Here is a 14,821-nt window from a genome sequence, read left to right as displayed (position 1 = left end):
CAATACCGGGCACAACAATGTCACTGTCGCCGCCGGGGAAATCATCGGCTTACAGAGCAATTACGGCTGTAGTACTAAGATTTAAATCGTTCCGCCGGTCACAAACGTGACTGGTGGGGGATCGAACTCGTTGCTATGCTTCGAAAAGGCCAGTATCGGCAAGAAGAGGGTGAACGATTATCCGCGGCTGAACAATTTTATCGTTTGGCAGTATAAAAAACAAACATACCTCATTATCGCTCAAGCTGATTCATTTAATGCGACAGAACCCGTAATCTTTATCGCATCCCACAGCGAGACAGGGGATTCACTATAAAAGAAGTTATTGACGGTTTTCTGAAATTTCAGCGTGACGCTTTTCCTGAGTGCGTCGCGCTGTTCAGAAGCCTGGCCACACAGCAAAGTCCGCGGACGTTGGTTATCTCCTGCTCAGACAGTCGTATGATCCCGGAACTGCTGACATAACTCGCTCAAAAGTCCGTTGCATACGAGCAGTTCAACCCAGTGAAGTTGTGCAATCGTCTTCTGAAAATGACAAGGGTAGAACCGGTATTTTCTGCATTAGGTGGTTGCCTGATATTATGGGTGATTTATTGCCTATTATTAGTGTAAATAACAGGCAATAAAAAATGTGATGGGGTTTACTTTCCCTCTTTTAGAAAGAAACATCGAGCTTTTGTGACAGGCTCGGTAGGGCGAGGTGATTTGTTTTATTGCATGCCGTTTGCAGATTTATTCTGCGATTTAGTCAGCATATATAAGCGGAATAGGTAAATCAGCAGTATGGAAGATAGCAGGTTATTTAGTATTGACAGTACGATATCGGGCATTCTAGCGAAACCAAGAGCGATAATTAGCTTTATTGCAAACCATAGCAGTATGGCCGGGGCTAACAGGCGCAGATTGGCAAACGCCAATTTCCAGCTTTCCTGCATGGATGAGAAAACACCTCTTCCTTTTTCAAGCAGAAAAACAGGGGCAAATGCAAATGCAATAGAAAGTAGTATGCCGGGAATGAACATCAACGCGTAACCTAATTGAATCAACAGGGTACAGATAAACATCAGCAAAAACATTTTAGGCAGCGATCCTATTGATGATTTGCTGGCATGAAGCGCATTGGTTTGGTGCCCGTTAGAAATGGCATTGATAAGTAACAACACATTGGCGGTCAGCAATGTACTGCCGAATATGTTGGAAAATAGAATACCGAATGCTGTGCGTAAGAACATTAATTGTTCTTCTGGCGTTAATTGCGCCACAAAATTTTTGACTCCTGTATTGCCTGACTCTTTAAAGGCGTTTTGTATCTCAACCAGCAGTTTGAGTTGTTCACCATCAGGCATCAGAAGATGTTCAAGCAGTGCTGCCACCAACGCGGCCAAGACAGAGAGTATGAAAATATTTAACAGCTGGTTCTTAAAAAAATTGAAGCTGTCACGATACAGGATATTTGCCGTGATGGGCATGAAAGTGGCTCCTACCAGATAAAACAACAATGATACTCAATTGTACCTTGTCCGGGGGATTATTGGATACCTAAAAGATTAAAGCAGGTAACGGTTGAGGAACATTAAGAGATAGAAGAGAGCAGGGGAGGTGATGGATAATTTTTAATCAAATGATAGATATATTAATGTTATGTTAATTAATTGGAATAGAAGTGATATTTTTTATCAACCTAATGCTTGTACTCTTAATTATTATTGTTGGTCAAAAAATCATATAAAGATATAACGCCGAATAGTCATAAGATTAATATCCAATTAATTTTGATTTAGATCAATTTGAAATATTTGGTAGATGAAATAATAAATTCATCAATACTTTATTTTGACAAAAATATTTAAAGGATGTGATCTGTCTTGGATCATAAAGGTAAACAAACAGGTATATTTTTGGCTGATTTAAAACCACATAAATGGGATGGATAATGAAAAAAATTTTTTCGCTTGTATTGGCTACGGCTGCGTTAGCTCCGTCATTGACCTTTGCTCATGAAGCAGGTGACTTCCTGTTCCGCGCAGGTACAGCAACGGTAAGACCGAATGCTGGATCTGATAATGTGTTAGGTCAGGGATCTTTCGGTGTAAATAATAATACGCAGCTGGGTTTGACTTTTGGTTATATGATCACCGATAACATTGGTGTTGAATTATTAGCCGCTACACCTTTCCAGCATCGTGTCAATTTACCGAAAGCTGGTGATGTGGCTAAAGTTAGGCATTTACCCCCAACCCTAATGGCGCAATATTATTTTGGCTCCAAAGAAAATAACTTACGTCCTTATGTGGGGATTGGTGTAAATTACACCACATTCTTTAGCGAAAAATTTAATGACAATAATGCAACTGTTGAAGCCGCGAAATTAAATAGTCTGGATCTGAAAGATTCCTGGGGTGTTGCTGGTCAGGTTGGTTTAGATTATCAGTTGGATAAAAACTGGGTACTGAATACCTCATTGTGGTGGATGAATATCGAAACTGATGTGAGATTTAAAGCGGGTGATGCAGAACAAAAATATAAAACTCGCCTTGATCCATGGGTGTTTATGTTTGGTGTCGGTTATAAATTCTAACAGTTTGATATATAATACTTTGTTAGATGGTAATAGAGTAAGTAAGTTCCGTACGTGTTTGATATAAGAGAGAACCAATGGGGCCTAATCTGGGGTTGTACGCCGGAATCCCAGATTTTTCCGTCACTTTAGCTTAAGGTGTTATTTCGCCCCCTACCGGAACCGACCTCTTCAAGGGGAAAGTCTGCTTGCTTCGATTGGCGTTCTGGCGATATCGCCATTGCGGATCGAGGATACGACAAGGCTATCTCACTTGATTGTCTCGCTATGGAAGGTTTTCCAATAGAAAACGGATCTGATTCTCACCCATCAGTTTAGCAATCCTCTCTGGCTGCGCGCCATTTTTCAGTAAAGCGTCAGTGACACTAACGAGGCCAGTAGCGTCGAAGGGCATCTCAACCGCACCATCAAAGTCAGATCCAAGGGCTACATGATCATCGCCGGCGATATTAGCCGCATAGATTTGTGCCTTAGCGATACCGGTGGGGGTAGGATCGCACACTGCTTTGTCCCAAAAACCGATACCGATCAATCCACCCTTTGCAGCGATCCGCCTGAGTTGGTCATCGGACAGATTACGAATGTTGTCACAAGTACCTTTGGCGCCAGTATGGGAAACGACCACGGGTCGCGTCGCGATTGCCAGTATGTCATCAATGGTTTTGGTCGAGGCGTGGGCCAGATCAATGATCATACTCCTTGCCTCCATTCGCCGCACCATATCGGCACCGGCAGCAGTTAGTCCATCTTTTTCAATACCATGGGCAGATCCGCCCAACTCTGTATCGAAGAAATGAGTAGGTGCCATCATCCGGTAGCCGGCCTCGAAAAGTACATCCACGTTGGCTGGGTCGCCCTCGAGAACCTGTGCGCCTTCTGAAGCGAGCAGCGCACCCACGATCTTTGGATCACTCCTGCGTCTTTCAAGGAAGGCCTTCAAGTCAGCGCGGCTTTTGATCACCACCAGTTTCCCATTTGAACGAGAGGCAGCCTCATGTAGGCGCGCAGCTTGATAGAGTGCCCGTTCTTTTAAACTGAACAGAGTTCGCCAAGGCCAACGTTGTGCCAGGGCAAGCAAAGTCACATTGTCAGTTTCGGCGCTATTCTTCTCGATATTCAGCCCACGTGGTGACTTAGAAACAACAGCAAAGACCTGCACAGCCACATTGCCGTCTATTAAACGCGGTATGTCGACTTGCCCACGCGTCGATCGATCCAAAAGATCCCTGCCCCAGAGCAGCGTATCGGCATGCAAGTCGGCGATCTGCAGACGCTTGTGCAAGTCAACCGCGGTTTGTGTCGCTACATCAGTAACCCCGATCACACGATTCATCCGTGTCTCAATGAGCCTTGGCAGGACGAAAAAGAAAATCATGGCACAAGCAGAAATAACTCCCCCTACTCCCGCTCCCGTCAGAATGATTTTTGCACGTCGTGTCATATCCCACCTCTCGACCTATTGAGCCAACAACAGTTGCCGCCTGAACCGCACCGAGTTTACGCTACGACATGCACACATCGCAAGAGCCTGAGTAGATGTGCGCGCATGTCGTAGCGTAAACCCGAGGCGCTGAGCAACATGCGCTCACTTGTTCACGACGATAACCCCAATCTGCCCCATTTTTACGTCTGTGGATATAGGTTCTAACGGATTATCGAAGCTTGATTGAATTAATCACGGTATTGACACCCTTAATTCCTTTAGTGATTTGTATTGCACGTGTGACGTCTTCAGGAGAGCTAACGAATCCACTTAACTGCACACGGCCTTTGAAAGTTTCTACACTGATTTCTCTGGATTTTAGATTTTTGGCCTCAAGTAATGCTGATTTTACTTTGGCTGTAATGACGGTATCGTCAATGTAATTCCCTGTACTTTCTGTTGTTGCTGTTGGGGCACATGCAGAGATCGTCATCGCCATAACAGTAGCAACAAAAAACGTAGAGACTACTTTTAATAGTTTCATAATTATGCTCCGTTGATCTCAAGAACAATGCTTATTTATCGAAACATTATTCTCGTTTCTACTTTAGGTATCATGCCATTGTGTAATGGCCGTAATCAGAAAGTATTATTGAAAACGGGAAAACCTACAAATGATAGGGGAAATATTTATTCCCGGATGGTGATAGGTTGGCGGTAATAGCTTCCCCCATCATCTATTGATGGGGGAAGGGGGAAGATTAACGTTGTGTTGCGGTTTTCATGGTGCGGACAAACGTCACTAGTTTTTCCAGCATAATTTGGGGCTGGTTTAAATTATCTTCAATGATTTTTACCACGGCGGAGCCGGAAATAGCGCCAGCCGCGCCGCTATCGAGTACTGATGTGACTTGTGCGGGCTCCGATATGCCAAAACCTTGTAGTGCAGGAGCGGCATGATACTCTTTGAGCTTATTAACTAGGTGCGTTAGTGGATGTTCAGCTCGATTCTGAGTTCCAGTGACCCCGGCTCTTGACAGCAGATAAGTGTAACCTCGCCCACATACTGCTATTTCACGCAGTAGATCATCATCTGCATTTGGTGGGCAAATTAATATCGGAGCAATGTCATATTTCAATGCAGTTGAGCGGAAATCATGCGATTCTGATAACGGTACGTCAGCGATCAAAACAGAATCAACACCGGCATTTTTACAGCGGCGATAAAATTCGTCGATCCCATTGTGAAAAACCAGATTTGCATACATCAGCAATCCAATCGGGATATCAGGGTATTTAGCTCGGATTTGAGACAGCAGCTCAAAACACAATGCAGGTGTAACATTGGCAGATAATGCCCGTAAATTCGCGTTTTGGATGGTAGGGCCATCAGCGAGAGGATCGGAAAATGGAATGCCTAATTCCAGCGCATCCGCTCCGCCAGCGATAAGTGCGTCAATAATCTCCAGAGATAACTCAGGATTAGGATCGCCCAAGGTGACAAAAGGAACAAAAACGCCCTGATTTTGGCTTTCTAGTTTTTTAAATAGCTGCTCATAACGTTCCATCAGATTTCCCCCTTGGATTGTAAAATATCGTGTACGGTAAAGATGTCTTTGTCGCCACGGCCAGATAAATTAACAATCAATAATTGTTCTTTATCAGGAGCCTGATGGATCATTTTCAAGGCGTGGGCAAGTGCATGTGAGGACTCTAACGCGGGAATAATGCCTTCGTTGCGCGACAGAGCCTTGAATGCGTCAATTGCCTCATCGTCAGTGACTGAAACATAATCAGCACGTCCAATATTGTTTAGGTAAGCGTGTTGGGGGCCAACAGAAGGAAAATCCAGCCCGGCGGAAATAGAGTAAGATTCTTCAATTTGCCCGTCTTCCGTCTGCATGATCGGAGATTTCATGCCGAAGTAAATCCCCAGTTTGCCATGTTTCAATGGCGCACCATGTTTTCCGGTTTCGATACCATGTCCTGCCGGTTCGACACCAATCAGGCGAACATTAGTTTCTGGAATGAATTCAGCGAACAGGCCAATGGCATTCGAGCCGCCGCCAATACAGGCGATAACGGCATCGGGTAAACGCCCCTCTTTTTCCATAATCTGTGCCTTGGCTTCCTCGCCGATCATTCGTTGAAATTCACGCACTATCGTTGGATAAGGATGGGGACCGGCGGCGGTTCCCAGCAAATAATGGGATTTGTCATAGCTACCAGACCAGTCACGCATCGCCTCGTTGCAGGCGTCTTTCAGGGTTGCGGCGCCACTGTGAACAGGAATGACTTCAGCGCCCATTAGACGCATACGAAAGACATTGGGGGATTGGCGTTCAATGTCTTTGGCTCCCATGTAAATACGGCATTTTAGCCCCAGAAGTGCACAGGCTAGTGCGGTTGCCACACCATGCTGACCGGCTCCAGTCTCGGCAATGATTTCGTTTTTACCCATTCGCTTTGCCAGCAATGCCTGCCCTAATACCTGATTGGTCTTGTGCGCGCCACCGTGGAGCAAATCTTCCCGTTTCAAATACAGACGACTTTTTGTGCCTTTGGTCAGGTTCTGGCATAACGTTAAGGCGGTAGGGCGGCCTGCGTAGTTTTTCAGTAGATCCTGAAAGGCTTGTTGAAATTCAGGATCGTTTTGCGCCTCAATAAATACTTCTTCTAACTGATCAAGTGCGGGGATCAAGATTTGGGGAACAAACTGCCCACCAAAGTCACCAAAATAAGGATTCAGTTTACTCATTATTCGCATCGTCCGTTTTCTGTTTGTAAGGTTAGTGATAACAGCGTAATTGTTGGAATATTAGTTTGATTTTTTGACTGCTTTTGATGCCAACGCTTGTTTCGACACCAGAATTAAAATCTAGTCCATAACATCCCAGCGCGGCTGCCTGTTGGCAGTTTTCAGCATTTAACCCACCGGCCAGCATACTGTTACGCTGAAAACGCTGATCGATTAATTGCCAGTCAAAGGTTTCTCCTGTTCCCCCCGCTCCATTATCCAGCAATAAGTGGTCGATATTGGATATTTCGGAAAATTCTGTAGCCTTTGACATATCAATGGCTTTCCAAATCTCACAAGATTCAGGTAGTAAAGGACGAAGTGCATTGATGTAGTTTTTGTCCTCATTGCCATGCAACTGAACGGCATTCAAGGAAAGTTGCCGGGCGATATCACTGACAAAATCTAATGATTGGTTTTGAAATACGCCAACATATTGCAGAGGAGCTTCATTGATGATCTGCTGGGCGTGTTGCAGATTAATTTTACGCGGTGATTTTTCCGCGAAAATTAAGCCACCATAAACAGCCCCGGCTTGTAACGCAGTTTTGGCATCTTGTGGGCGGGTAAGACCACAGATTTTATTGTCACCCAGAATCAACCGACGTAAGGCGAGATCTAAATCCGGCTGTGCCATTAAAGCACTGCCTATCAGGAAACCGTGGGCAAATTGGCTTAATTCACGTACCTGTTGATGCTGGTTGATGCCAGATTCGCTGATGATAATGGTGCCTTCTGGTAAATCAGTTGCCAGCCTGCGAGTGCGATCTAAATCTATGGACAGATCACGCAGATCTCGATTGTTAATGCCGATGACTTTTGCTCCTAGCACAATTGCCCGGCGACGTTCATCTTCGGTGCTGACTTCCGTCAATACGCCCATATCAAGGCTGTGTGCCAGTGCGGACAGCTCACGATAAGTCTCATCATTAATCACCGAAAGCATTAACAAAATGGCATCGGCCTGATAATAACGAGCCAGATAAACCTGATAGGCATCAATGATGAAATCTTTACACAAAACTGGCTGGTGTACCGCAGAGCTAACCATGCGGAGAAAATCATAGTTGCCCTGGAAATATTTTTCATCTGTCAGCACAGAGATTGCGGCAGCGTAAGGTTGGTAAGTTTTAGCAATGCGAACCGGATCGAAATCTGTACGAATTAACCCTTTTGAAGGGGACGCTTTTTTACATTCCAGAATAAAAACTGTTTGCTTATGGCTCAGTGCCTGATAAAACTGACGATGGCTCGGTACAATGGAATCAATAAAACTTTCCAATGGCTGCTCTGCTTTGCGTTCGACCAGATATGCCACCTTATCATCAACAATCTTCTGTAATATGTTGTTTTTCATTGTTAAATCCTTGCCGCTAATGCGGTCACTTTTTCGTAGGCTTGACCGCTATAAATCGTGTTCAATGCCAGTTGAGTATTTTCCCGTAGATTTTCTTGTCCGTGGATTTTCATCAAAAGAGCCACATTGGCGGCCACGGCATCAACATGCGCTTTTTGTCCACGACCTTGTAATAACAGGCTCAACATATCGCAATTTTCTTCCGGTGTTCCCCCTTTCAGTGAAGATATTGGATGGTTAGGCAATCCAAAATCTTTTGCTGTTAATTGATACTGGATTATTTCCCCGTGATTTAATTCTGCAACGAGAGTGGGGGCATGTAAGGCAACTTCATCCATTCCTCCACTATGTACAACTGCGGCACGCTGATAGCCCAAAACCTTTAATGTATGGGCGATGGGAACCACCAGTTCGGGGCTGTAAACGCCAATCAGTGTCCGCGGGGGGCGTGCCGGGTTGATCAATGGGCCGAGTACATTAAATAATGTGCGAACTTTCAACTGTTGGCGAACCTGTACGACATGGCGGAATCCACTGTGATATTGTGGAGCGAACAGAAAACAAACACCGATCTCATCCAGCGCACTGCGTGAATCCTCGGCACTGGCATCTAATGCGATGCCAAACGCGGTCAGTAAATCGGATGATCCCGAACGGCTGGAGGTGCTGCGATTTCCATGTTTTGCCACTTTAAGGCCACAGGCTGCCGCGACAAAGGCGCTGGTTGTGGAAATATTGATGCTGTTTGTCCCATCTCCGCCTGTACCTACGATATCGCAGAAGGTGTAATCAGGACGTGGAAAGGGTGAGGCATTCGCCATTAATGCCTGCGCCGCACCCGCAATTTCCTGTGGCTGCTCGCCGTGCAGTTTCATGCTGACCAGTACAGCCGCCAATTGAGCGTCACTCAGTTCACCACAAACAATCGCGGTAAATAATTGCTGACTTTCTTGTTGTGTCAGTGTTTGGGCACTGAACAATTTTTCGAAAATTAACTGCATTTTCCTATTCCTTATTATTCCTGTACCCATGCCAGAGTTTGTTCGAGTAATTTAGCTCCCTGTGTGGTCAGGATGGATTCAGGATGGAACTGGAACCCACAGACTTTGTGTCTGTCATGACGTACCGCCATCACTGCATCACCACAAGAAGCCGAGACCACCAGCGTGTCGGGAATATTCATCCCCGTAAGGGAATGATAACGGGCAACGGGCAGAGGGTTGATTAAGCCGGAAAACATGGCCTGCCCATCATGAGTGGCCAGAGTGGCCTTTCCGTGCAGAATTTCTCTGGCGGCAGAGATTGTTCCACCATAAGCTTCAATAATCGCTTGGTGTCCAAGACATATCCCAATCACAGGAATTTGGCTAATGATACGTTTGAGCAACTGGGGCATACAGCCAGCATCTGCCGGCTTTCCCGGGCCGGGTGATAATATCAGAAGCGGTGATTCCATCTGACTAAGTTGTGTCATGATTGTTTCTGTTGATACCGTATTACGGTAGATAACGACCTGATGATCACTGGCACGCAGTTGATCCACAAGGTTGTAGGTAAACGAATCAACGTTATCGAGCAGAAGAATATTTGCCATCAGAATGTCACCTCCGCCTTGTGTGCCTGAGCAATCGCCCGAATAACGGCTCTGGCTTTACTGTGCGTTTCATCGACTTCTGACTCGGGAATGGAATCTAAAACAATGCCAGCACCTACTTGAACGGCGGCCGTGCCGTCTTCCACATAGGCAGAGCGAATCACAATGCACATATCAAAATCCCCCTTGGCAGTGAAATAACCGACGGCACCCCCATAACTGCCACGTCGTTCACCTTCATGTTGTGCAATGAGTTGCATCGCCCGAACTTTTGGGGCTCCTGTCAATGTACCCATATTCATGCACGCTTGATAAGCATGAAAGACATCCAGATCGTGGCGGAGTGTGCCTACGACACGAGAAACGAGATGCATGACAAACGAATAGCGATCAACTTTGGTTAAATCTGCCACATAGCGGCTACCCGGTTCACAAATGCGTGCTAAATCGTTGCGCGCCAAATCAACCAGCATCAGGTGTTCAGAAAGCTCTTTGGCATCGGTACGCATTTCCAGTTCAATCCGGCCATCTAGATCGGCATTCAGTGTGCCGTTGGCATTGCGTCCACGAGGACGTGTTCCGGCTATTGGGTAGATTTCGATCTGACGACTGCTGGCATCATATTTAAGGGCACTTTCTGGAGAAGCACCAAACAGACAAAAGCCCTGATCCTGCATGAAGAACATATAAGGACTGGGGTTTTGATGTTTCAGAGTTTGGTAAGCATTGAGTGGAGAAGGACAGGGTAAGGTGAAACGCCGTGACGGAACTGCCTGAAAAATGTCGCCTTGACGGATGGATTGCTGTAATTGCTGCACGATGTCTGCATATTGGTCATCACTTTGATTACAGGCAATGGTCATGTCTGGTAATTTCACAGATTCAAGTGGTTGGCCGGGTTTCGAAATGGCAGCAGTTAATGCGGTCAGGCGGTCATGAAGACGCTGTTTTTCTGAATCTGATTCACCAAACAGTGATGTTTGCAAGAATGCGTGTTTATTTCGATGGTCGATCACTAATAGCGTTTCTGCGAGATAAAAACAGAAATCGGGGCAACGTTGATGAGTTTTGACCTTGGGAAGCGGTTCAAATCCTGCAACTAAATCGTAAGCAAACAGTCCGCCCACGAAAATTGCGTCTGGAGTTCCAGAAAAGGGGGATAATGTCATTAGTGTCCGCAATGCATCGAAAATAGAATCGGCCTTTAAACGGCTGTCTTCATCCAGATTGTGCCCAGTTGCGGGAAACTGTGCCTGGAGAATATGTAATCCAACATGCAATCGGGCTTTTGCTGAGAGTAAATCGGTGAGTATAGGCAGTAGCTGCCGGCCATTTTCGGTGAGGGCCTCAAAAGTGACTTGTCGTTCGTTGGCTGTAATTCTCATGGCACTGTCGATGATTAACAGGCTTTTCAAATTCCTTTTGCTGTTTATTTCAGCCGATTCCAGTAATAACGTGGCTGGGCGATTACCACAAAGCTGATTGAAAAGTAGAGTTGGGTCTGTTTGGTAAACAGTGTCTACTTGATTGATTGAAATCTTAAAATTTTTATTCATCATACTTGCCCCGTTGCTACCTTTAGCCACAAATTTTGGTTATAAAAAAACCCGCTTTTGGGGCGGGTTGCGGCACTTTCGTATTTGTACTTATGTGCGTGATTCAACCGCCCTGAACGGGAAGTTGCGCCACCAGCGAATTGCCTGCATAAATACGATCATTTTCTCTGTGCCTTAGTTTGTTAAGTGGAATAAGGATAAATAGTAAAGCATCCTGTTGACCTTTGTACTAGTTAACTGGATCAAAGCTTGCTTGTCAATGATTTTTTGATGTCTTTAGAAATATAATAAGGGGAGGGTGTAAATTGGAAAAACGGTGATTTGAAATTTATTGGGTAATATTTCTATTGTTATTAATATAGTTAAAATTAATTTAAAATATGATAATAAATTAATGTTTTTATAAATATCTAAGATTTTTTCATATTATAAATATATTGACTGTTTTTTTGTGTTTTATTAGATGCATTGAGAAATTACATCAATTGGTATTATTTTTTTATAATAACAATTCAATTGCAAATATGTTTTAATAGCCTTGCTGTTATTTAAAAATGTTATTTTGATCTTAATCATAATATCAATTTTTAATTGATGTCTATGTTTATGAAAGCAAGCAAAATTATTTTATATTTTATATTTTATATTTTATATTTTATATTTTATATTTTATATTTTATATTTTATATTTTATATTATTTTTCATTGCCTTGATTGTTTTTAATAATACTGGTGCAATTGAATTAATGAGTGATTATATTGTTTTAAGCGGAAATTATGATGAATTAGGAAAAAATAAAAACAGAAGTAATCTATTAGCAGATTATAATATGATTTTTAAAAATGACAGTAAGCATGATAATTTTGAAATTAAAATGTTAGGTTATCAATGTGTGTATAAAGTTGGAGATGAATATATAAATTTTAAACCTGGGGGATAAGCATAATGAGAGTCTTGAGGATAGTAATTATTTTTTTCAGGGATGCTCAGGTGCAAATAAGTTCGTAAAATTGGAAGTAAGTACTTATAAGAAGGGTAAAAAATATAAATCATGTGTTTTTAGAATGGAAACGTATTTACCATCGTTTCCAGGGGCGTATCTTGTGTGGCAGAGCATAGTTGAAACTGATGATTGCCATCTTGAAATGATTGCTACATGTAACGGAGTAAATTGTTTAAATAAAAATATAAATTTTATTTAAACAATGTTGAGGAAGGTAGGGAACGTTCCTATAAAATAGGTGCAATGCAAAATATTGAGGATGCTGATCCTTATTTCTTGACGAATTTAATTATTTTGGCTCGGGCTATTTTAGCTCTGAATTTATTGATAGGCATAGAATTAGCAATCCAAAAGAGATTATACCCACTGAACTTAAAGGTCAAAAATTATCTGGTATTGGAGGTGATGATAGCCGTTCTACTTTGTAGAATGGTGATATATTTTTATCTTCATAATATTCTATAAACATAGAGGGAGAGAATGAAAATTATTATTCCGAAGCCAGATTAGACAAAGAACAAAATTCTGGGGTTATTCCAATAAAATATGGTGATTATAAAAATAAAAAGAAATTTCCTATTTGGGATATCACCCTTCCTTCTACATTGAAATACAGCCTCTATCGCATTGAAGTAGTAGACAAATATCATTCATTGGGATTGGCTGATATCAAAAAAAATTGGCAGGGATCGTCTCCTGATAAAAGCTACTTTAGTATAAAAACTCCTAATGTCGAGATTAAAAATCTTTCTGAAGGAGGGACAGAAATTGTCGGTACCCCAAGTTTTTTGTCAGGGCGATCTAATGTGCCGGGAGATGAGGTCAATATTAAAAGACGCAGGATCGAGCGCTCATCAGAATTGAAGGAAAATATTCAAAACCTTGCACAAGAAACAGTTATTTGCTCGGGAGCTGTGGTCAGTGACAATGGTAACTGGCAGTGTGACAGACCAATAATTTTTCCTGTGGGTACTTATGAACTGACCGCTGAATTGATAAAAGAAGGAAAGTGGACGTGCCCCGATAACCCTGCCTTGACCGTAGCTAATAAAGGGACGTTTTTCCTTTATGCGGCTCAATATCAAAAAACAGGCTCGGCTCAATTGGGTGAATTGGGTGATACGTATGAAAGAATCTCACAGGTCACGCGTAAGTATGAAGTTACCGAAACAAAAATAAACATCATTGCCCCCAATCATGGAGCAAAAATAATAAAACTACCTTTTACTATTTCAGGTACGGGAGAAAAGGGATCTCAGGTATATATCGAAGGTTTTGGTGGCGCCGATGATTGTAATACTACTGTTGATACCTCATTAGGCCAATGGTCATGTGGACCTTATCGGCCGGAAGATGGCAAATATACCCTCTCCGCAGATCAATTTATCGATAATCAGTTAGATTCAACTGCGCAAGCGTCTTTTGAAGTCCAGACGAAAACCGTCAGGCCAGTAGTTATCACGTAACCGCATAACGACGGGATATATCGGCACTTTGACAGCATCAAATTGTGTAGAACCAGTAAATTCGCACCTTCAACTACTCCCTCTGTGTTATCATCCCCGCTTCATACTTGATATCACTTGATAGATAGCACCCTTGTTTCTCACACGACAAAAACAGGTACAGTACAATGACTGAAGCCGCCAGTGAACTGATAAGACTCTATGACCTGCATAGCCATACGACCGCTTCAGATGGAGTTTTATCACCGGAACAGCTTGTGGATAGGGCGGTTTCTATGGGTATCAACGTACTGGCAATCACCGATCATGATACTACAGATGGTATTCCTCCTGCCTTAAACCATATTCAGCAAAATAATTTGCCTTTGACGTTGGTATCCGGCGTTGAAATTTCGACATTATGGGAGAATTTTGAAATCCATATTGTCGCCCTGAATATCGATACTGATTGCGTTTTTTTGACAAACTTTCTCTCCAATCAGGTAACGTTGAGGAAACAGCGTGGTATTGAAATTGGACAGCGCCTTGCTAAGGCGGGTATCCCTAATGCCTGGGAAGGCGCCTCTCGCTTGGCAAATGGCGGGCAGGTCACTCGCGGGCATTTTGCCCGTTATTTGATTGAAGCGGGAGTTGAACCGACAATCCCAAAAGTATTCAAAAAATATCTGGCGAAGGGAAAAATCGGTTATGTCCCTGCTCAATGGTGTACAATTGAGCAGGCTATTGAAACTATTCATCAAGCTGGGGGGCAGGCTGTGATTGCCCATCCAGGCAGGTATGATTTATCGATGAAATGGCTGAAGCGTTTGATAGCCTGGTTTCAACAGCATGGCGGTGATGCAATGGAAGTTGCGCAGTGCCAGCAGGCACCTAATGAAAGGCAACAACTTGGTCAATTGGCAAAGGAATATGGACTTAAAGTATCATTAGGCTCGGATTTTCACCAACCCTGTTCATGGATAGAGCTAGGGCGCAATTTGTGGTTACCCAGTGATGTAATACCGATATGGCATGATTGGTCACGCTAGGGGCTGCATAGAGTAAGG

General features: G+C 43.4%; 13 protein-coding genes, 2 pseudogenes and 1 other annotated feature. Of the genes and pseudogenes, 6 read left to right on the top strand and 9 right to left on the bottom strand.

The window, feature by feature from the left end:
• Positions 1-71 precede the first annotated feature (71 nt).
• Together NXS07_RS06665 and NXS07_RS06660 are read left to right on the top strand one after the other, a co-directional pair.
• Positions 72-216, top strand: a pseudogene (locus NXS07_RS06665) (IS6 family transposase); the annotation flags it as partial.
• A 96-nt stretch (positions 217-312) separates the two neighbouring features.
• Positions 313-462: pseudogene (locus NXS07_RS06660) on the top strand (carbonic anhydrase); the annotation flags it as partial.
• 248 nt (positions 463-710) lie between these two features.
• Here NXS07_RS06660 and NXS07_RS06655 read toward each other — a convergent pair.
• Positions 711-1,469: a YciC family protein gene (locus tag NXS07_RS06655; protein WP_038188832.1), complete on the bottom strand. Its 759-nt coding sequence runs from the start codon at positions 1,467-1,469 to the stop codon at positions 711-713.
• Between the two features lie 464 nt (positions 1,470-1,933).
• Here NXS07_RS06655 and ompW point away from each other — a divergent pair, with 464 nt between their 5' ends.
• Positions 1,934-2,578, top strand: a complete 645-nt coding sequence (gene ompW / locus NXS07_RS06650; RefSeq protein ID WP_038208538.1) for an outer membrane protein OmpW — start codon at positions 1,934-1,936, stop codon at positions 2,576-2,578.
• A 265-nt stretch (positions 2,579-2,843) separates the two neighbouring features.
• Here the strand turns inward: ompW and NXS07_RS06645 are convergent, their stop codons facing one another.
• The 8 genes from NXS07_RS06645 to NXS07_RS06610 form a co-directional block, all read right to left on the bottom strand.
• A complete protein-coding gene (locus NXS07_RS06645; protein WP_258086412.1) occupies positions 2,844-4,019 on the bottom strand; it encodes a dipeptidase in 1,176 nt (391 codons plus the stop codon).
• A 211-nt stretch (positions 4,020-4,230) separates the two neighbouring features.
• Positions 4,231-4,545 carry a BON domain-containing protein gene (locus NXS07_RS06640; RefSeq protein ID WP_038208541.1) on the bottom strand — a complete coding sequence of 105 codons (315 nt, stop codon included), beginning with the start codon at positions 4,543-4,545 and terminating at the stop codon, positions 4,231-4,233.
• Between the two features lie 217 nt (positions 4,546-4,762).
• Positions 4,763-5,569 carry a tryptophan synthase subunit alpha gene (gene trpA, locus NXS07_RS06635; RefSeq protein ID WP_038214874.1) on the bottom strand — a complete coding sequence of 269 codons (807 nt, stop codon included), beginning with the start codon at positions 5,567-5,569 and terminating at the stop codon, positions 4,763-4,765.
• Positions 5,569-6,759, bottom strand: coding sequence for a tryptophan synthase subunit beta (gene trpB, locus NXS07_RS06630; RefSeq protein ID WP_038214876.1), 1,191 nt, complete (start codon positions 6,757-6,759; stop codon positions 5,569-5,571). Before trpB ends, trpA begins: the two co-directional genes overlap by 1 nt.
• A 31-nt stretch (positions 6,760-6,790) precedes the next feature.
• Entirely contained in the window at positions 6,791-8,155 is a 1,365-nt protein-coding gene (gene trpCF / locus NXS07_RS06625; protein ID WP_258086411.1) for a bifunctional indole-3-glycerol-phosphate synthase TrpC/phosphoribosylanthranilate isomerase TrpF, read from the bottom strand.
• A 2-nt stretch (positions 8,156-8,157) separates the two neighbouring features.
• Positions 8,158-9,156: an anthranilate phosphoribosyltransferase gene (gene trpD, locus NXS07_RS06620; RefSeq protein WP_258086410.1), complete on the bottom strand. Its 999-nt coding sequence runs from the start codon at positions 9,154-9,156 to the stop codon at positions 8,158-8,160.
• A gap of 14 nt (positions 9,157-9,170) precedes the next feature.
• Complete coding sequence (locus NXS07_RS06615; protein WP_258086409.1) at positions 9,171-9,749, bottom strand: glutamine amidotransferase-related protein; 579 nt, start codon at positions 9,747-9,749, stop codon at positions 9,171-9,173.
• Positions 9,749-11,308, bottom strand: coding sequence for an anthranilate synthase component 1 (locus NXS07_RS06610; RefSeq protein WP_038225124.1), 1,560 nt, complete (start codon positions 11,306-11,308; stop codon positions 9,749-9,751). Before NXS07_RS06610 ends, NXS07_RS06615 begins: the two co-directional genes overlap by 1 nt.
• A 38-nt stretch (positions 11,309-11,346) precedes the next feature.
• Positions 11,347-11,446, bottom strand: a sequence feature (Trp leader region).
• A 605-nt stretch (positions 11,447-12,051) separates the two neighbouring features.
• On the opposite strand from NXS07_RS06610, the gene NXS07_RS06605 reads away from it, so the two are divergent.
• The 3 genes from NXS07_RS06605 (at position 12,052) to rnm (ending at position 14,803) form a co-directional block, all read left to right on the top strand.
• Positions 12,052-12,246, top strand: coding sequence for a hypothetical protein (locus NXS07_RS06605; protein WP_038224857.1), 195 nt, complete (start codon positions 12,052-12,054; stop codon positions 12,244-12,246).
• Positions 12,247-12,968: 722 nt separating this feature from the next.
• The gene (locus NXS07_RS06600; RefSeq protein WP_258086408.1) at positions 12,969-13,775 is read left to right on the top strand and encodes a hypothetical protein; all 807 of its coding nucleotides are present in this window, start codon (positions 12,969-12,971) and stop codon (positions 13,773-13,775) included.
• A 167-nt stretch (positions 13,776-13,942) separates the two neighbouring features.
• Positions 13,943-14,803 (top strand): RNase RNM, encoded by an 861-nt coding sequence (gene rnm / locus NXS07_RS06595; RefSeq protein WP_258086407.1) that lies wholly within the window; start codon positions 13,943-13,945, stop codon positions 14,801-14,803.
• Positions 14,804-14,821: the final 18 nt, after the last annotated feature.

This window comes from Xenorhabdus bovienii (genome assembly GCF_024721015.1).
Lineage (GTDB): Bacteria > Pseudomonadota > Gammaproteobacteria > Enterobacterales > Enterobacteriaceae > Xenorhabdus > Xenorhabdus bovienii.
The sequence above is the reverse complement of the archived record's forward strand: the minus strand, read 5'-3'. Positions and strand labels throughout refer to the sequence as shown.